Annotated in this window: 18 protein-coding genes; all 18 read left to right on the top strand. The window is 56.4% G+C overall.

The genetic code is table 11. From position 1 onward, the window contains the following. Positions 1–21: 21 nt before the first annotated feature. The 18 genes from ftsW (at position 22) to nrdR (ending at position 18,053) form a co-directional block, all read left to right on the top strand. Positions 22–1,203 (top strand): putative lipid II flippase FtsW, encoded by a 1,182-nt coding sequence (gene ftsW, locus RSAL33209_RS11045; protein ID WP_233494184.1) that lies wholly within the window; start codon positions 22–24, stop codon positions 1,201–1,203. Further along, positions 1,200–2,318, top strand: coding sequence for an undecaprenyldiphospho-muramoylpentapeptide beta-N-acetylglucosaminyltransferase (murG, locus tag RSAL33209_RS11040; RefSeq protein ID WP_012245880.1), 1,119 nt, complete (start codon positions 1,200–1,202; stop codon positions 2,316–2,318). Before ftsW ends, murG begins: the two co-directional genes overlap by 4 nt. Then, positions 2,315–3,712 carry a UDP-N-acetylmuramate--L-alanine ligase gene (gene murC / locus RSAL33209_RS11035; RefSeq protein ID WP_012245879.1) on the top strand — a complete coding sequence of 466 codons (1,398 nt, stop codon included), beginning with the start codon at positions 2,315–2,317 and terminating at the stop codon, positions 3,710–3,712. The genes murG and murC overlap by 4 nt, the downstream gene beginning before the upstream one ends. Next, positions 3,702–4,715 carry a cell division protein FtsQ/DivIB gene (locus tag RSAL33209_RS11030; protein ID WP_041684713.1) on the top strand — a complete coding sequence of 338 codons (1,014 nt, stop codon included), beginning with the start codon at positions 3,702–3,704 and terminating at the stop codon, positions 4,713–4,715. Before murC ends, RSAL33209_RS11030 begins: the two co-directional genes overlap by 11 nt. 203 nt (positions 4,716–4,918) lie before the next feature. Next, entirely contained in the window at positions 4,919–6,100 is a 1,182-nt protein-coding gene (ftsZ, locus tag RSAL33209_RS11025) for a cell division protein FtsZ (protein WP_012245877.1), read from the top strand. Between the two features lie 77 nt (positions 6,101–6,177). Further along, entirely contained in the window at positions 6,178–6,804 is a 627-nt protein-coding gene (locus RSAL33209_RS11020; protein ID WP_114597630.1) for a purine nucleoside phosphorylase YfiH/LACC1 family protein, read from the top strand. Beyond that, positions 6,801–7,541, top strand: coding sequence for a YggS family pyridoxal phosphate-dependent enzyme (locus RSAL33209_RS11015; RefSeq protein ID WP_012245875.1), 741 nt, complete (start codon positions 6,801–6,803; stop codon positions 7,539–7,541). The genes RSAL33209_RS11020 and RSAL33209_RS11015 overlap by 4 nt, the downstream gene beginning before the upstream one ends. 48 nt (positions 7,542–7,589) lie before the next feature. Next, entirely contained in the window at positions 7,590–8,108 is a 519-nt protein-coding gene (locus RSAL33209_RS11010) for a cell division protein SepF (RefSeq protein ID WP_012245874.1), read from the top strand. A gap of 16 nt (positions 8,109–8,124) precedes the next feature. Beyond that, positions 8,125–8,415 (top strand): YggT family protein, encoded by a 291-nt coding sequence (locus tag RSAL33209_RS11005; protein WP_012245873.1) that lies wholly within the window; start codon positions 8,125–8,127, stop codon positions 8,413–8,415. A 157-nt stretch (positions 8,416–8,572) separates the two neighbouring features. Beyond that, on the top strand, positions 8,573–9,325 hold the full coding sequence (locus RSAL33209_RS11000; protein ID WP_012245872.1) for a DivIVA domain-containing protein: 753 nt from the start codon (positions 8,573–8,575) through the stop codon (positions 9,323–9,325). Positions 9,326–9,433: 108 nt separating this feature from the next. Beyond that, the gene (lspA, locus tag RSAL33209_RS10995; RefSeq protein WP_012245871.1) at positions 9,434–9,988 is read left to right on the top strand and encodes a signal peptidase II; all 555 of its coding nucleotides are present in this window, start codon (positions 9,434–9,436) and stop codon (positions 9,986–9,988) included. Continuing rightward, positions 9,981–10,907 carry an RluA family pseudouridine synthase gene (locus tag RSAL33209_RS10990; protein WP_012245870.1) on the top strand — a complete coding sequence of 309 codons (927 nt, stop codon included), beginning with the start codon at positions 9,981–9,983 and terminating at the stop codon, positions 10,905–10,907. The genes lspA and RSAL33209_RS10990 overlap by 8 nt, the downstream gene beginning before the upstream one ends. A gap of 137 nt (positions 10,908–11,044) precedes the next feature. Next, positions 11,045–11,506, top strand: a complete 462-nt coding sequence (locus RSAL33209_RS10985) for a hypothetical protein (protein WP_012245869.1) — start codon at positions 11,045–11,047, stop codon at positions 11,504–11,506. Between the two features lie 99 nt (positions 11,507–11,605). Further along, on the top strand, positions 11,606–11,944 hold the full coding sequence (locus RSAL33209_RS10980; protein WP_012245868.1) for a hypothetical protein: 339 nt from the start codon (positions 11,606–11,608) through the stop codon (positions 11,942–11,944). A 60-nt stretch (positions 11,945–12,004) separates the two neighbouring features. Further along, positions 12,005–15,535, top strand: coding sequence for a DNA polymerase III subunit alpha (gene dnaE / locus RSAL33209_RS10975; RefSeq protein ID WP_012245867.1), 3,531 nt, complete (start codon positions 12,005–12,007; stop codon positions 15,533–15,535). Then, entirely contained in the window at positions 15,535–16,086 is a 552-nt protein-coding gene (locus RSAL33209_RS10970; RefSeq protein ID WP_049758969.1) for a hypothetical protein, read from the top strand. The genes dnaE and RSAL33209_RS10970 overlap by 1 nt, the downstream gene beginning before the upstream one ends. Positions 16,087–16,111: 25 nt before the next feature. Continuing rightward, entirely contained in the window at positions 16,112–17,458 is a 1,347-nt protein-coding gene (hisD, locus tag RSAL33209_RS10965) for a histidinol dehydrogenase (protein ID WP_012245865.1), read from the top strand. Positions 17,459–17,561: 103 nt separating this feature from the next. Next, positions 17,562–18,053 (top strand): transcriptional regulator NrdR, encoded by a 492-nt coding sequence (nrdR, locus tag RSAL33209_RS10960; protein WP_012245864.1) that lies wholly within the window; start codon positions 17,562–17,564, stop codon positions 18,051–18,053. Positions 18,054–18,082 lie beyond the last annotated feature (29 nt).

Raw genomic sequence — 18,082 nt, 5'->3', positions numbered from 1 at the left:
GAGCCCCGTCTGCGAAGTTTCGTGAAAAACTTCTGGCCGCGGTTAGAAGGTGCGGGTATTTCAATAACGTCCAACTACTATCTAATTCTGGGCTCAACGCTCGCGCTTGTGCTCATCGGATTGATGATGGGTTTTTCGGCATCTGCGGTTGAACTAAGTTCTAGCGATCAGAATCCTTTCAGTATGGGCCTTAAAGAGTCCATGTTCGCGGCTGTTGGCATCATTGCGATGTTCGTGCTTTCTCGAATGCCGATCTCGCTGTTCAAAAAAGCAGCCTGGCCTTTGATGGGCTTGACCCTCGTTGCGCTCGTTTTGGTGCTGCTGATTGGTTCCAATCGTGGTGGTAATCAAAACTGGATTGCCTTGGGCGACACCTTTACTTTCCAGCCATCGGAGCTAGCGAAATTCGCCCTCGCGCTCTGGATGGCTACCGTGCTGTCCGCGAAAGAAAAATTTTTGGGCAAATGGCAGCACATGTTTTTGCCGGTAGTACCAGTAGCGGCCTTAGCCGTTGGCTTGGTTTTGCTTGGTCATGACCTGGGCACCTCGATGATCCTGATGGTTATTGCGGCCTCAGGGTTGTTTTTCGCTGGCGCTCAGCGGAAGATTTTCGTCGGCGCGGCAGTTATTGGAGTGCTGGCCGGGTTGGTTTTGGCGTTCACCAATAACAATCGCCAGGATCGACTCAGCGCGTGGTTGGGCAAATGTGGCCCGGACCAGGATCCGCAGGGCTTGTGCGACCAAGCGCAGAACGGCATGTTTGCGCTTGCCTCCGGTGGTTGGTGGGGCGTGGGCTTAGGCCAAGGCCGGCAAAAATGGAATTGGATCCCGGAAGCGCACAACGACTTTATCTTCGCGATTGTTGGTGAAGAATTTGGCTTGCTTGGCACCGTCGTCATCGTGGTGCTGTATGCGGTGATCGCGATTGCGATGTTCCGCGTGATCGTGCGCTTCAACGATCTATTTGTTCGGGTGGTTTGTGGCTGCATCATGACCTGGGTGATCGGCCAAGGCTTCGTCAACATTGCAATGGTGACCGGAATTCTGCCGGTGATCGGCGTTCCGCTGCCCTTTATTTCCTATGGCGGTACCGCGCTGACCGTGGGGCTTGCCGCAATGGGCATGGTGCTCTCCTTTGCCCGAAATCAACCCGATGCCGCTGCTAAATCCGTAAAACAGAACAGGAAAACTAAAACTTCATGACCAGCAATTCCGCAAACCGTCCATTTTCCGCAGTGCTAGCGGGCGGCGGTTCCGCAGGCCACGTGTCGCCGATGCTTGCGATTGCCGTGGCTTTGACCGAACTTGCGCCAGAGTCGAAGCTGCTCGCCGTCGGCAGTAAAGATGGTCTAGAAACCAGGTTGGTACCGGCAGCCGGGTTAGAGCTGGCATTTATTGACCGGGTTCCCATGCCGCGTCGACCCAATCTGGCCGCGCTCAAGTTTCCGCTGCGGATGCGTCGCGCAATCGCGGACTCGACGCGGATTCTGCGCGAGGCAAAGGCCGACGTCGTTCTGGGCGTCGGCGGCTATATCTGCACACCGATGTATATCGCCGCGCATCGGGCGGGGATACCGATTGTGATCCACGAAGCCAATATCAAGCCGGGCCTGGCTAATCGGCTTGGTGCGCGATATGCAAAGACCATTGGTACCGCGTTCGCTGAAACTGTTCTGCGCGATTCCACCTGGGTCGGTATGCCAATGCGGGAACAGGTTGCCCATCTTGATCGAGCAGCCAATAAGACTGCTGCCAGGGCTGCTTTGGGACTGGCGCAAGATCGACCAACACTTATCGTTACTGGCGGTTCGCTCGGCGCCGTGCGCATCAACAACGCCGTGGTCAACGCGATTCCGGCAATAACGGCCGCCGGAATTCAAATTTTGCATATTACCGGCGGCGGAAAATCAGTTCTTGATGCTGCCGGGGTGCCCGTGAGTGCTCCGGGCTACCGGCAAGTTGAATACGTTGATGGCATGGAACAGGCCTATGCGGCAGCGGATCTGCTCATTTGCCGCTCAGGGGCCGGAACCGTGAGCGAAGTCGCGGCAACCGGAACTCCAGCGCTATTCGTCCCCTTGCCAGTTGGCAACGGCGAACAGGCGCTGAACGCACAGACTTTGGTGGGCAAAGGCGCGGCTCTTGTGGTGGCAGACAACGACTTCAACGGCAGTTGGTTGGCCAGTTACGTCGTCGAGCTGCTAGCGGATCCACAACGACTCATAGCGCTGGGCACAAAGGCTTATCAATCCGGAATCCGCGATGCGGCCAGCAAGATGGCACTTGCCGTTAAAGAAGCAGCGGAGGCAACACAGTGAGCGTTGAACTGAATGACTTGGGCCGCGTGCATTTTATTGGCATCGGCGGTGCTGGAATGTCTGGGATTGTGCGGATCATGTTGGCCCGCGGCATATCTGTCAGCGGCAGTGATGCTAAGGAATCAGCGGGCTTGCTGGAGCTTGGCGCGCTCGGGGCTTCTGTGCACGCGGGACATGCGGCTCAGAATGTAGCGGGGGCAGATACCGTGGTGATTTCTACCGCGATCCGGGCTAACAACCCTGAACTTGAATTTGCCCGGACACAAGGCTTGCGGGTTTTGCATCGCTCGGAAGCGCTCGCAGCGGCAATGGCGCAGGACACCGTAGTTGCCGTTGCGGGTACGCACGGCAAAACCACGACGACGGCGATGATCGCAGTACTTCTGCGTGAGGCCGGGCTGGACCCATCTTTTGCCGTGGGTGGGACGGTGCCCGCGCTCGGGGTAAACGCCGCCCATGGTGCTGGCGGCATCTTTGTTGCTGAAGCTGACGAGTCAGATGGCTCTTTTCTCAACTATCGGCCGCAGATTGCGGTAGTGACGAACGCCGAGCCTGACCATTTGGACCACTACGGCACCGCTGAAGCAGTGATGGAAGCCTTCCAAAGCTTCATCGGTCTTATCCCGGCTGACGGGCTCTTAGTAGCCTGTACGGACGATGACGGTGCGCTAGCTTTAGCGAAGCAAGCCGCCGCCCGCGGCACCCGGGTGGTTACCTATGGTCGCTCTGCTGCCGCGGAAGTTTGGCTGATCAACGATGGGGCACACCGCGCGATCGAATTCATTACGCCTATTGGCCCACAGCGCCTGGTCTTGGAGTTACAAGTCCCGGGGGAGCACAACGCGCTTAATGCGTTAGCCGCGTTTGCTGTGGCCTTAGAGCTGGGCGTCGAAGCTGAGCAGGCCCTTTCTGCGCTGGCTGGATTCACCGGTGCCGCGCGCCGTTTCGAGTTCAAGGGTCAGGTCCGTGGCATCCGGGTGTTTGATGACTACGCGCATCACCCCACAGAAGTTCGGGCAGCACTGACCGCTGCTCGAACGGTAGCTGACGGGCATCATGTGCTGGTGCTGTTTCAGCCGCATTTATTCAGTCGGACTCACGAATTTGCTGCTGAATTTGCGGCTGCGCTGAGCCTGGCGGATTCGATTATGGTCCTTGATGTGTATCCCGCGCGTGAGGACCCGATTCCGGGCGTCACCGGTGAGCTAATCACCGAGGCTAACGCGAAACTCACCTTCCAACCGGACCGTGCCAAAGCAATTCAAGAACTTGTGGCGCGTACGGCTAACGGCGATATTGTCCTGACCGTCGGAGCCGGCGACGTTACCGAGGCTGGTGCCGCCATTCTTGACGCTCTGGCGACTCCGGCACAGGAGGTCAGCCATGGCGGGTAAACGGAAACCGCCGGTGCCGGCAACCGGTGGTGGCCAGGCCAAAGAACGTAGTCTGGAGCGCGACCTTCCTGCCGCCCCGAGTGTTCCTGCGGTCATGGTAGAGCCGCTTCCGGAGCCGAAGGTAGCGCCGCAACTCGAGACCGAGGAGTCGCAAGAAGCCGCAAAAGCCCCTCGGCAAAAGCGTGCTCCGAAAGCAAAAAAGCACGACGACGCTGCGGAGGCCAGAACAGCAGCTCGGACGAACGTGTTGTCGTTTCCGGCTGCCAAAGAGCGCAGAGTTAGATCAGGTGCTGGTCTGCGCAAACATTGGCGACTTTGGACTTCTTTGGCCGCGATAGTCGTTGTAGCGGCTCTGCTGATGCTTGCGGTTTTCTTTTCGCCGTTGCTGGCACTAAAAACCATCACTGTCGACGGCTCAAAACTTGCCTCTGCAGATCAAGTCCAAAGTGCCTTAGCATCGCTCAAAGGCAAACCGTTGCCCCGGATCGATCAATCGGAAGTGCAGAAACTGCTTACTGGATTGGTCCAAGTTCAGTCCGTCACGGTAGAAGCTCGTCCACCGTCGACGTTATTAGTTCACCTAGTGGAACGGATTCCGGTTGCCGTCCTCAAGAACGGTGAACAGTACGTGCTGGTTGATCCGCAGGGAATTCAGCTCGGCACCGTGGCCGACGCAGCGGCGGCTCAGCTACCGCTGATCGACGGCGGCACGGGAGTTATTGGACAGGCGACCTTTTCTGCCATTACCGCGGTGCTAGCAGCTTTGCCCACCGAAGTGCGTGCGCAAATGGCTTCCGCCTCGGCAAGTTCTCCGGACGCTGTTGAACTGACACTAGTGGACGGAAAAAAAGTAACCTGGGGCGATGCTTCGCAAATGGCGCTCAAAGCCAAGGTCTTGCAGACCATGTTGAAGAATCCGCCGCAAGCTGAACCGGGAAAGCCTGCCCTGGCGCCGATCAAGTTCTACGATGTGAGCGCTCCGAAGCATCCAGTAACTCGATGAACAACACTGATTATGAGTAGATTCGCACGACACGCGGGCAAGGTTATTGCAACACGAGGCTAAGCCCCATAGCGTCGCAATCAAGGATTACTTGACATAACTATAACCCTCAAGTAGAGGGTTAAGGTTTTGAAGCTTCAAGCAGTAAATGAATTCCAGGCAGTAGACGAACTTCAAGCACTATCGAACAAGGGACAGCAACCGTGGCAGCACCGCAGAACTACTTGGCCGTCATCAAAGTCGTCGGCATCGGCGGCGGCGGCGTAAACGCAGTCAACCGCATGATTGAGGTGGGACTGCGCGGCGTCGAATTCATTGCGATCAACACTGACGCACAGGCCCTACTGATGTCTGATGCAGACGTAAAGCTTGACGTAGGCCGTGAGCTTACCCGTGGTCTAGGCGCGGGAGCAGACCCCGAAGTAGGTCGTAAAGCTGCTGAGGATCATGCTGAAGAAATCGAAGAAGTTCTTCGCGGCGCAGACATGGTGTTTGTGACCGCGGGTGAAGGCGGCGGAACCGGCACTGGCGGTGCGCCGGTCGTAGCTCGGATCGCTCGTGCCCTGGGTGCGCTGACCATCGGTGTTGTGACGCGTCCCTTCACCTTTGAAGGTCGCCGTCGGTCAAATCAAGCCGAAACTGGCATTGAGGGACTGCGGGATGAAGTCGACACTTTGATCGTCATCCCGAACGATCGTTTGCTGTCGATCAGCGACCGGAACGTGTCAATGCTGGATGCCTTCCGGTCGGCCGATCAGGTGCTGCTTTCCGGCGTCCAGGGCATCACCGACTTGATCACCACTCCTGGTTTGATCAACCTTGACTTTGCCGATGTGAAGTCCGTGATGCAGGGCGCTGGTTCAGCGCTTATGGGCATTGGCTCGGCTCGTGGTGAAGACCGCGCAGTCAAGGCCGCTGAACTCGCGATTGCCTCGCCACTGTTGGAAGCTTCGATTGACGGCGCACACGGTGTGTTGTTATCGATTCAGGGTGGATCCGATTTGGGTCTGTTTGAAATCAATGAAGCAGCGCGTTTGGTCCAAGAAGTCGCCCACCCCGAGGCGAACATCATCTTTGGTGCGGTCATTGACGACGCCCTCGGCGATGAGGCTCGGGTTACGGTTATCGCAGCGGGCTTCGACAACGTCGATGCCACTAGCGCGCCCGCTGGCGATCCAGTAGCGAAAGCAGCCGCTAAGTCCGCCGAGAGCGGCGAAGCTGCTAGGCCTGCTACCGCAGCGCCGAGCTTGTCTAGCTGGAGTCAGAATGGTGCCAGCTCTGTGCCAGCCGACAACGGGTTCGACTTGGATCTGCCCGCCGTCGTCGAGCCCGATCTCAGCGCCGCACGTCAGGACGACCTGGACGTGCCCGACTTCCTCAAATAGGCAGCAGCGTGTTTTTTTGGCGACGTGAAGTCAGGCCAGGATGGTCTGTCGCTTTTACTGATATTAGCGCGGGCTCGATGAGTACTTCAGTGCCGGAAGGCTCTGCGGGGATCACTCATCGGGCAGCTGTCCGCGGGGAGCTGGGTCTTGATCAGGATTTTCAATTTATGCATCAAGTGCACGGGTCGAAAGTCGTTGAGCTAGACGAACATTCTGCGCAGCCTGAAGCTGATGGCCTGATCTCGAGCAGTTTGCCACTTGCTGTGCTGGTGGCAGACTGCGCGGCAGTCCTGCTGCTCGCAGATACGGAAGACGGTAAAGGTCTAGCGGCTGCCGTCCATGCCGGACGCAAAGGACTTGGCGCAAATATTGTGGCGGCTGCAGCGCAAGCGTTGGGGGAGCGCGGCGGCAGCAACATCGCGGCTTGGGTCGGCCCAGCAATTTGCGGTGAATGCTATGAAGTTCCGGAAGCCATGCGGGCCGAGATGGCGGCTGACTTTCCGGCGGCCTTCGCTCAAACATCCTGGGGTACGCCGTCGATTGATCTGCGCGCTGGTATAATGAGTCAGCTGAGGCACCTTGATGTTGAAGTGAACAATATAGCGGTCTGCACCTTGCAGGAGCCGCGGCTTTTTTCCCATCGGCGAGCTGAGCCTATTGGCCGCTTTGCTGGTCTGCTCTACCGAACGAATCAGACGTCATGACTTCTGAAGCACGTCGGCGTGAACTAGGCGCCAACTTGGATGCAGTAAAACAGCGGATAGCGGTTGCTGTTTCGGCATCGGGGCGAGTAGATACTCCGCAGCTGATCGTGGTGACCAAATTCCATCCTGCTGCCGACGTCGCACTACTTGCCGACCTTGGCGTCATGGAGGTTGGTGAGAACCGTGACCAGGAAGCTGCCGCGAAACAGGCCGAACTGGCCAGGGCGGGGATTGACCTGCATTGGCATTTTATTGGTCAGTTGCAAACGAATAAAGCAAAATCAGTCGCCAGATACGCCTATTCCGTCCATTCCGTCGACCGACCGGCGCTGGTCCAAGCGCTGGCTAAAGCGGTTACTGCGGAGCTCGCAGCTGGCCATCGCTCAACGACTCTGGGGTGTCTGGTCCAGGTGGATCTAGACCCACTTGAGCTGGTCCCTGGATCAAGCCCGCGCGGCGGCGCTCGACCGCACGAGGTGTTGGCGATTGCGGATGAAATTGTTGCTGCCGACAGTTTGGAGCTACTGGGTGTTATGGCGGTTACACCGCTAGGAGCAGACCCGGATGAAGCGTTTTCTCGACTCGCCACAATCAGCGCCGAGTTAGTGAATAGACATCCGGCGGCGAAGGCTATTTCGGCCGGAATGAGCGGCGATTTAGCAGCAGCAATAAAGCATGGCGCGACACACCTGCGTGTCGGCTCTGATGTCCTCGGCCCGCGGCCCGCCGTGCGGTAGCGTCGAAATTGCAGCAGCAAGAAACGATACTAGACAACGGGAGCAAAAATGGCTGGCGCTCTGCGCAAGACAATGATTTACCTTGGGCTCGCTGACGGCGATGAGCACTACGAGCCCCAACCTGAGGGTAAGCAAACGCGACCCGCACAGAAGAATGAGGAATACGTGGACCAGGAAATTCGTCACACGGAGCCGGCTTCGGCTCATCAGGCTTCCGAAGATGAATACCGGGCACCGGTGACTCCGATCAAGCGCGCCGCGTCAAACCGGGATGATTCATCCGGATTGCGCCAGATCACTACTGTGCACCCGCGTTCCTATAACGATGCCAAGGTCATTGGCGAGAGCTTCCGTGACGGCATTCCAGTCATCATGAACGTGACTGACATGGGCGAAGGCGACGCTAAGCGTTTAGTCGACTTTTCCGCAGGACTCGTTTTTGGTCTGCATGGCTCGATCGAGCGCGTGACTAATAAAGTTTTCTTGCTCTCTCCGGTTTTTGTTGAAGTCATTGGCGACGACAAAAAGGCCAGCGAGAATCAAGCTAGCTTCTTCAACCAGAGCTAAGTCTTAGACTTATCCCGTGCCTCTGATATTCGCATTGCTCTATCTGCTGCTGTTTCTGTTCTTCTTGGCCATGATGGTGCGCCTAGTTTTTGACTGGGTGCAGCAGCTGGCGAGGGAATGGCGACCCCGTGGAATCGCTCTGGTTGCTGCGACTGGAGTTTATTCGGTGACTGATCCGCCCGTGAAGCTCGTACGACGGTTATTGCCGCCGCTGAATCTGGGTGCAGTATCGCTGGATATTGGCTTCTTAGTTCTACTGTTTGTGACCGGTATTGCGATGTCGATCACATTCACTTTTGCAGCATAGGAAACTCTGGTTAGTTTTCGGCTGCGAATAGTTATACTCTAGATTCACGAGCGAACCAAATGCAATGCCCTGATTACCGATAGAGAAATCCTATTAGGTATCGTAGTTAAGATGGCCGCAGGCGGTCTTAACTCACTAAACCCAACGAGGTGACTAGATGGCTCTGACGCCAGAAGATGTTGTCAACAAGCGGTTTCAGCCGACGAAATTCCGTGAGGGATACGACCAGGATGAAGTCGATGACTTCCTGGACGAAATCGTCGTTGAATTGCGACGTTTGACCCAAGAAAACGAAGAGCTCCGTAAGAAGCTCGCTGATCTGGGTTCCGCAGTTCCTGCTTCTGCTGTTCCGATCGCCTCAGCGCCGAAGTCGCCTGCAAAGGATGACAAAGCTTATGACGCCGCGAAGTCAGTCAAGGCTGACGCTGCTGAGGAGAAGGCTGCTCCTGCGCAGGCTTCGACTCCTGCTGCCACGCCGGCTCAGCCGAGCGCAGCTGCTGCCTCGCCGCTGGCCGCTACTTCGCCTGCTACGCCGACGGTTAGCACTCCGGTGCCGGCCGCCGCTACCGTTTCGCCAAGCGCCGAATCGGCCGCTGGCGTCATTGCGATGGCTCAGAAGCTGCACGACGAGTACGTCAACGCAGGTGTTGAGCAGCGTGACAAGATCATTGCTGAAGCTCAGATTGAGGCTTCTAGCCTGGTTAATGATGCCCAGGAGAAGAGCCGTAAGACTCTCGGTGCTTTGGAGCAACAGCGTTCAGTGCTGGAGCGCAAGGTCGAGCAGCTGCGCGGCTTTGAGCGTGACTACCGTGCTCGCCTGAAGACCTACATTGAAGGTCAGCTGCGCGATCTGGATTCACGCGGTTCTGTTGCTGCTCCCGATGTTTCGGATAGCAACAACGAATCCTGATCTAAATCAGACATAGTTAGACAGAAGCCGGTGGTTGGGTATGCTCACCACCGGCTTCTGCATTGAATAAATCAAGCAGCGGCCAAACGTTTCTCGTACTGGAAGACCATGACAGCGACTCCTCCCACCCCAGCTCCGACCAGAAGACCAATATTTTGGCGGGCCATCATCTGGTTCAGCGGCTTTGCTGTGCTTGCCTACGGCTTGGATCAGCTGACAAAGCTTTGGGTTACTAGCACGATGGAGCTGTACCAAAAGACGCCAGTCTTCCCGCCAGTTCTGCAGTGGTACTACATCACTAACTCAGGCGCAGCATTTTCCATCGGCGAGAATTTCACCTGGGTTTTCTCCCTGATTATGGCCGCCGTCGCCGTGGCTATTGTGGTGCGAATCTGGAAAGTGGGTTCCGCCTGGTGGGGCGTGGCACTGGGGATGGTGTTGGGCGGCGCGCTAGGCAATCTGACTGATCGGCTTTTTCGGCCGCCGTCGTTTGGCCAAGGCCATGTTGTCGACTTCATCTCGTTGCCAAACTTTGCCATCTTTAACATGGCGGATATGGCTGTGGTTGGTGGCGTAATTTTGATCTGTTTGCTCACTTTGCTGGGTGTTCCGTTTGGCGGCGGACCGCGCCGGAGCAAAGACAGTGAAACGTCCGATGCCTGAAGATAAGGTCCGGTTGAGCGTTACCGACGAGTTCGACGGCGTCCGCGCTGATGCGGCACTGGCTCAGTTGTTGGAGATTTCGCGTTCAGCGGCAGCGGTGCTGCTGAACGGAGGTCACGTTAGCAGCGAAGGGAAATCGCTAGGCAAGTCAGCGCGATTATTCACTGGAATGTCAGTTTTGGTTTCGATTCCGGAGCAACGTGATCCGCTCGCCGTCGTCGTCGAAGCCGTTGACGATTTAAACATTCTCCTTGATGACGACGCTTTCGTAGTGATCGATAAGCCGGTTGGCGTTGCTGCGCATCCCTCACCGGGCTGGGTTGGCCCCACGGTCGTGGGCGCGTTAGCAGCTGCGGGTTACCGGATTTCCACCTCCGGGGCCGCTGAGCGGGCTGGCATTGTGCATCGTCTTGATGTTGGCACTTCTGGCGTGATGGTCGTGGCTAAGACCGAGCAGGCCTATACGGTGCTCAAACGGGCCTTCAAGGAGCGTACGGTCAATAAGGTCTACTATGCAGTAGTGCAGGGCCTACCGGACCCGCTACGGGGCACGGTTGACGCGCCGATCGGCAGGCATCCTGGCCACGACTGGCGGTTCGCCGTGATCGAGGACGGCCGACCATCGGTGACGCACTATGAAGTTCTTGAGGCATTTGGTAAAGCTTCGCTGCTTGAAGTTCATCTAGAAACCGGACGCACGCATCAGATCAGGGTGCATTTTTCTGCTCTGAATCATCCCTGTGTTGGCGATCTCACCTACGGCGCAGACCCTAAATTGGCAGCTGAACTGGGCCTGACTCGACAGTGGCTGCACGCAAAGTCGCTTGGCTTTGATCATCCGGTGACGGGCGAGTGGGTTGAAGTCAGCAGTGAATACCCTGCTGACCTGGATTATGCACTGCAAGCACTGCGCGGCTGATTCTGCTAACTTTGGCTCAATTAGTAAATTGAGACGCGTTGTCGCACCAGAGGGATCGGAATTGAGATGACTTATCAGGAATCCACTGTCACGGAGTATCGGCAGTCTGTGGGATCGCTGATTGCGGCAATAATTAGGTGGACTTTTTTGCCAGCTTAGTGACGCTGGCCGGACTGATTTTTCTCCGTGGTTGGAGTATTCCGTTGCGGACTAATCCGCAATTGGTGACGCTGATTTCCTTCAGCGTTGGCGGAGTGGTCTTGATCCTGATGCTGCTTTCCGCGTTGTGGTGGAAGCGAATGACGGTGCGGATCCAAGGTTCCCAAGTCACGATCATTAAGGCGTTTCGGACGTTCGCCGAGTTCGATGCTCGGAACGTAGAGGTTCGGAGCCACGTGCTCAAGCAGTCCACCAATGGCATCCCTAGCTCAACCACACGTACCCTGATTGTGGATCACGGCGGCTTAGAGCAGCGTTTTGTTTGCTCCCGATTCAGCTGTGAAGCCTTCAGTACCATGGTTTCGCAGTTGCAAAGCTTTGCAGTAGCTCAGCCGCAAGCCGCTCCTACGCCAGCTGGGTATTTTGTTGATACCTCGTGACAAGATCAGTATTCAACACCAGTTCAGAGCCAAGGATTTGTACTCAACCGCGAGGCGTATTCCGGTCGCGGTCGTAATCTGCTCATCTTCCTGGCGATTGTGATCGTTATCTGCCTTATTGCCTTAGCCGCGGTAGCAAAGGTGAAGGGAAAGACCCCCAGCCAGATTGGCGTAGACCAGGGCGGAATCTACGTGGAGCAGCAGTTCTACCCTTTTGCTTCATTGCGTAAAATCCGGGCCTCGCCGCCAAACTATGGGCTGGGACAGAACAATTCGCTTGAGCTGTTTGCCTTGGATGGGCAGCGACGGACTGTGTTGTTGGGGCAGAGCACCTATCGAGGGAAGCGCCCGGTTTTTGCCGAATATCCGCATTTCATCTCGGCATTACAGGGCGCAACAGCTCGTTGGCCGGGCTTGCTGATCTTGGATCTGCAGTAGCTTGCGCGGTTGAGCGCGCGTCGGTCAGCTTCACGGTCACAACGGTCCTAGAATGGACAGGTGACCGGCACTGAATCTTCTTTCGTACATCTTCACAATCACACCGAGTACTCGATGCTTGACGGCGCGGCCAGGCTGACTGACCTTTTTGAACACACAGCCGAATTAGGCATGAACTCGCTTGCGACGACGGACCATGGCTTTGTTTTTGGTGCTTTCGACTTCTGGTCTAAGGCCAAAAACGCAGGCATCAAGCCGATTATCGGCGTCGAAGCTTATTTGACCCCTGGTACGGCTCACAACGACCGCACCAGGGTGAAATGGGGCGACGGTTCCGGCAAGGACGTCGCCGGCGCTGGTGCGTATACGCACATGACGCTGTGGTCGGAGACGACGCAGGGGATGCATAACCTGTTCCGGATGTCTTCCTTGGCCTCGCTCGAAGGTTATCTGTACAAACCACGTATGGATCGTGATTTGTTGCAGACTTATGGAAAAGGCCTGATCGCTTCCACCGGCTGCCCTTCCGGTGAGGTGCCAACTAAGTTGGGCTTGGGTCTCTACAAAGAAGCTGTGCAAGCGGCTAGCGATTTCCAAGATATTTTTGGAAAGGGCAATTTTTATTGTGAGCTGATGGATCACGGGCTGGACATTGAGCGCAACGTCAAAGCCGATCTACTGAAGCTCGCCAAAGAACTGAACTTGCCGCTGGTGGCCACCAACGACTTGCACTACACACACGCCGAAGATGCGTCCGCACACGCTGCTTTGCTCTGCGTGCAATCTGGCTCAACTTTGGCGGATCCGAAGCGTTTTAAATTCGACGCCGATGAATTCTACTTGAAGTCGCCCCTTGAGATGCGCGAACTCTTCAGGGATTTCCCTGACGCTTGCGACAACACTTTACTGATCGCGGAGCGCTGCGAAGTAGCTTTCGATACCGGTGCCAGCTACATGCCAAGGTTCCCGGTGCCGGAAGGCGAAAACGAGCAATCTTGGTTCGTCAAAGAAGTCGAAAAAGGTTTGCACTATCGCTACCCGGGCGGAATTCCGGCAGACGTGCGCAAGCAGGCGGAGTTCGAAGTTGGCGTTATCACTCAGATGGGTTTCCCCGGCTACTTCCTGGTGGTGGCCGACTTCATCAACTGGGCGAAGAACAACGGAATCCGCGTTGGGCCGGGCCGTGGTTCTGGTGCGGGCTCCATGGTTGCTTATGCGATGCGAATCACTGATTTGGATCCGCTGAAACACGGCCTGATCTTCGAACGGTTCCTCAACCCGGAACGCGTTTCAATGCCCGACTTTGACGTTGACTTCGATGATCGTCGCCGCGGCGAGGTTATTAGGTATGTGACCGAAAAATATGGTGACGAACGCGTCGCGATGATTGTCACCTATGGCACTATCAAGGCGAAACAGGCGCTGAAAGACTCTTCGCGGGTGTTGGGCTACCCATACTCCACGGGCGAGCGCCTGACCAAGGCTATGCCGCCGGATGTCATGGGCAAAGGTATGGCGCTGACCGACGTACATAACAAGGAAGCTAAGCGCTATTCAGAGGCCGAAGAGCTCCGTGAGTTGATCAAAACCGATCCGGATTCGCAGAAAGTCTTTGATACCGCGATTGGCATTGAAGGCCTCAAGCGTCAATGGGGCGTGCACGCTGCCGGCGTGATTATGTCCTCAGATCCGCTGATCGACATCATCCCGATTATGCGCCGTGAGCAAGACGGCCAGATCATCACCCAGTTCGATTACCCCACGTGTGAAGGCCTAGGCCTGATCAAGATGGACTTCTTGGGTCTGCGTAACCTCACGATCATTTCGGATGCCATTGAGAACATCAAACTCAATCGCGACTTCGACCTTGATTTAGAGGGCCTGGAACTTGACGATGTGCCGTCTTATGAGCTGCTTGCTCGCGGTGACACACTGGGTGTCTTCCAGCTTGACGGCGGGCCGATGCGTTCGTTGCTCAAGTTGATGAAGCCAGATAATTTCGAAGATATCTCCGCGGTTCTGGCACTGTATCGTCCGGGTCCGATGGGTGTTAATTCACACACTAACTACGCGCTACGCAAGAATAAGCTTCAAGAAATCACTCCGATTCATCCGGAGCTTGAGGCTCCGCTCGAAGACATTCTGGGCACAACTTACGGCCTTATTGTCTACCAAGAGCAGGTGATGGCGGCGGCGCAGAAGTTGGCTGGCTTCTCACTTGGTCAAGCGGATATCTTGCGTCGCGCTATGGGTAAGAAGAAGAAATCTGAGCTTGATAAACAGCAAGCTGACTTCTTCGCGGGCATGAAAACCAACGGCTATTCGCAGGCCGCAATGGATGCGTTGTGGAAGGTGCTTGAATCCTTCGCCGATTATGCCTTCAACAAAGCCCATACGGCCGCCTATGGGTTGATTTCCTACTGGACGGCTTACCTCAAGGAGCATTACGCAGCCGAATACATGGCTGCGCTGCTTACTTCCGTCGGTGATGATAAAGACAAACTTGCGATCTACCTCAATGAGTGTCGTCGGATGGGCATCACGGTACTACCGCCGGATGTCAATGAATCATCAGTTAACTTCACCCCGGTAGATACCGATATCCGCTTCGGCATGGGCGCAATCCGCAACGTTGGCGCAAACGTGGTGCAAGCCATGGTCGGTGCTCGCGAAGAAAAGGGCGCCTTCGAAAACTTTAGTGATTACCTACTCAAGGTGCCCGCCGTCGTCTGTAATAAGCGCACCATTGAGTCGCTCATCAAGGCTGGCGCATTTGATTCGCTAGGCCACCCAAGACGCGCGTTGGTCGCTGTGCACGAAGAAGCTATCGATTCCGTCGTGGTGCTCAAACGAAATGAAGCAGTGGGTCAGTTTGACCTTTTTGCCGGATTCAGCGACGAAGAAGCCGAGCCGGGATTCTCCACAGACGTGCCCGATTTGCCCGAGTGGGAGAAGAAGGACAAGCTGGCCTTCGAGCGAGACATGCTGGGGCTTTACGTCTCCGATCACCCGTTGCGCGGTTTGGAAGGCGTGCTGAGCCAGCATGCCGAACACACCATCAGTTATCTGATCGGTGAAGATGGCCTGTCCGACGGCGCGATCGTCACCATTGCGGGCATGATTACTTCACTTTCGCGTCGAATCGCCAAAGCCAGCGGTAACGCTTATGCCCGGGCGGAGATCGAAGATTTGGGCGCGTCAATGGAAGTGATGTTCTTTGGTCAGGTTTACGGACCAATCTCGACGATTCTTGCCGAGGATCTGATCGTGACGATTAAAGGCCGCCTGCAGAAGCGAGATGATGGTTCGATCACGCTCAACGCGATGGAACTCACCGTGCCAGATATCACTGAGGGCGACGGCGGTCCAGTGGTGATCCTGCTCCAAGAACACAAGGCGACCGAAAGCGTGATCACCTCGCTGGGCGATGTTTTAGGCACACACCCGGGCAACTCTGAGGTGCGGCTGCATCTGGCCGGATCGTCGTCCGTCAAGGTCATGAAACTGCCGCTACACCGGCGCGTGAATCCCAACCCAGCGCTCTTCGGTGACTTGAAAGTCTTACTCGGCCCCACTTGTTTGGAGGCATGATGTCGCAGCAAAACCAGCCTTGGGATCAACAGCCCTACGGCACGGCACAACAGGTTTATGCGGCCCCACATCCAGCCGACACCACCTTGCCGCCGCCCGCGTCGTTGCTGCGTTGGTTTTCTAGCACAGCAGCAGCTGGAATAGTTGTCGCACTGTTGTGGTGGTGTGCAGCACCGGGCGGAGCCTTCTACGGAAAAGGCGCCGATGCTCTGACCTGGCTGCCAAGGGATTTGGTGCTGGCCGGATTGACTCTTGTTGCCGGAATTATCACTGGAGCATTACTGATCCCACAGCGGCACCGTAATGGCGCTTGGCTTTCCGCCGTGGTGACGATCCTAGGCTGTGCCGTTGGTGCGGTGATTGCCTGGCAGCTTGGCACGTTTGCGGGTGTGCTTTGGGGGCCAGATACCTCCAGCGCGGCAGCGGAATCGGTAGCGTTCTCGCTGCGTTCGCTGGGCGTGCTAGCACTCTGGCCGTTTGCTTGCGCGATGGTCTTTTTTGTCGCCAACCTAGCGAGTTTATTGCGTTCGCCCGTAGGTGGAAAAGGCTAATTAGCGCCACTGCGGCTAGACTTTTTTGGTGACCAGTACCCGTGATCCCCAGATTCTGCGCAGTATCGATTTGCGCGGCCAAAAACTCTCCCTCATGCAACTGCGGCGAGAATTGCCCCGCGTGGAAGCTCAGAGCGCTCATGACGCCGAGGCGAGCGTGCAAAATATTCTGGATTCGGTCCGCACTGGCGGGCTGACGGCTTTACGCGAGCTAGCACAAAGGTTTGACGGCGTAACTCAGAACCAGCCGCGGGTACCCCAGAGTGCTTTGCAGCAGGCGCTAGCCGAGTTGGATCCTGCGGTACGCGCTGCCCTTGAAGAATCTCTTCGTCGCGCGAGCGCCGTTGCCCAAGCCCAGCGCCCCGAAGATGTTCCGGTGCAACTGGCCCCGGGCGCCAACGTGCTTTTGCGTTGGGAGCCGATTCGTCGAGTTGGCCTTTACGTCCCCGGGGGGCTTGCGGCTTACGCTTCCTCAGTAGTGATGAACGTTGTGCCAGCGCTAGCGGCCGGCGTTGGTTCAATAGCGCTGGCTTCGCCGCCGCAAAAAGACAATAACGGCTTACCGCACCCTAGTGTCTTGGCCGCCGCGGCGCTCCTGGGCATCGAAGAGGTCTATGCCATTGGTGGCGCGCAAGCGATCGGTGCACTGGCCTACGGCATTCCGGAAACTGCGGAATTTGCTGGCCTTGAACCGGTGGATATGGTGACCGGCCCGGGCAACATTTTTGTTGCCACGGCAAAGCGGCTGGTCAAAGGTTTGGTGGGCATCGATGCCGAAGCTGGGCCAACTGAAATTATGGTTTTGGCTGATGAATCAGCGTCGGCACCTTTTGTTGCGGCTGATCTGATTAGCCAAGCAGAACATGATCCGTTTGCGGCTTCTGTGCTAGTCACTGACTCCGCGCGTTTGGCGGAGGCGGTCCAGGAGCAGCTTGTCGTCCAGCTGGCCCTGACGAAACATCAGGAACGAGTCGCACAGGCCCTCGGCGGTGAGCAAGCCGCCGTCGTGCTGGTGGATTCAATTGCCGCCGGCATTGACGTTGCCAGCGCGTACGCCGCCGAACACCTTGAAGTTATGACCGTCAATTCGGCTGAAGACGGTGCCAAGGTGCGTAGTGCAGGCGCAATCTTCTTAGGTTCATCGTCGCCGGTGAGCTTGGGGGACTATTGTGCGGGATCGAACCATATTTTGCCTACGGGCGGAACGGCGGCTTTTGCCTCTGGTCTGGGTGTGCACACTTTTCTCAAAGCGATTCAAATAATCGACTATGACCGATCAGCACTCGAAGAAGTTGCTGGTCACATCATTGCGCTCGCTCAGGTTGAGGGGCTGCCTGGTCACGGTGATGCCGTCTCAATTCGATTGCGCTAATCACGAAGCTCAACCACTACATCTAGTAATTAAGTTCTTGTAATTCATCTATATGTAGTTGTAAGATCGAGTTGAAAAGTTTCGCAGGATAGGAGGTAGAAGCGTGTATTGTCCCTTCTGCCGACACCCAGATTCGCGAGTCGTTGATTCCCGAGTTTCCGATGACGGCTCATCGATCCGCCGTCGCAGGCAATGTCCGCAGTGCGAACGTCGATTCACCACGGTAGAGACCACCAGCCTGACCGTTATCAAGCGCTCCGGGATTGGCGAGCCGTTTAGTCGCGGCAAAGTCATCAACGGAGTACGCAAGGCCTGCCAAGGCCGACCGGTGAGCGAAGACGATTTGGCTGTGCTGGCTCAAGAAGTCGAAGAAAACATCCGCGCTTCCGGTGCCGCCGAGATTGAAGCTCACGAAGTTGGACTAGCGATCCTTGGCCCGTTGCAGAAGCTGGATAAGATCGCTTACCTTCGCTTCGCTAGCGTTTACCAAGCTTTTGAGTCGCTAGACGACTTTGAACACGCGATTGAAATCTTGCGTCATGAAGCCGACCTTGACGGTTCGGCAGAGTCGGCGAAGAAACAGGTTCGCCCTTAAGACTCCGGTGGTGGCCAGGGAGGGGAAGC

Source organism: Renibacterium salmoninarum ATCC 33209 (assembly GCF_000018885.1).
Lineage (GTDB): Bacteria > Actinomycetota > Actinomycetes > Actinomycetales > Micrococcaceae > Renibacterium > Renibacterium salmoninarum.
This window is presented reverse-complemented; position numbering and strand designations above follow the sequence as displayed.

Excerpts from the sequence above, each read along its gene's own strand:
- murG (WP_012245880.1), top strand. The coding sequence starts at position 1,200 with ATGACCAGCAATTCCGCAAACCGTCCATTTTCCGCAGTGCTAGCGGGC.
- RSAL33209_RS11015 (WP_012245875.1), top strand. The coding sequence starts at position 6,801 with ATGACTTCTGAAGCACGTCGGCGTGAACTAGGCGCCAACTTGGATGCA.
- RSAL33209_RS11000 (WP_012245872.1), top strand. The coding sequence starts at position 8,573 with ATGGCTCTGACGCCAGAAGATGTTGTCAACAAGCGGTTTCAGCCGACG.
- RSAL33209_RS10970 (WP_049758969.1), top strand. The coding sequence starts at position 15,535 with ATGTCGCAGCAAAACCAGCCTTGGGATCAACAGCCCTACGGCACGGCA.
- RSAL33209_RS11010 (WP_012245874.1), top strand. The coding sequence starts at position 7,590 with ATGGCTGGCGCTCTGCGCAAGACAATGATTTACCTTGGGCTCGCTGAC.
- RSAL33209_RS11020 (WP_114597630.1), top strand. The coding sequence starts at position 6,178 with ATGAGTACTTCAGTGCCGGAAGGCTCTGCGGGGATCACTCATCGGGCA.
- lspA (WP_012245871.1), top strand. The coding sequence starts at position 9,434 with ATGACAGCGACTCCTCCCACCCCAGCTCCGACCAGAAGACCAATATTT.
- RSAL33209_RS11030 (WP_041684713.1), top strand. The coding sequence starts at position 3,702 with ATGGCGGGTAAACGGAAACCGCCGGTGCCGGCAACCGGTGGTGGCCAG.
- RSAL33209_RS10990 (WP_012245870.1), top strand. The coding sequence starts at position 9,981 with ATGCCTGAAGATAAGGTCCGGTTGAGCGTTACCGACGAGTTCGACGGC.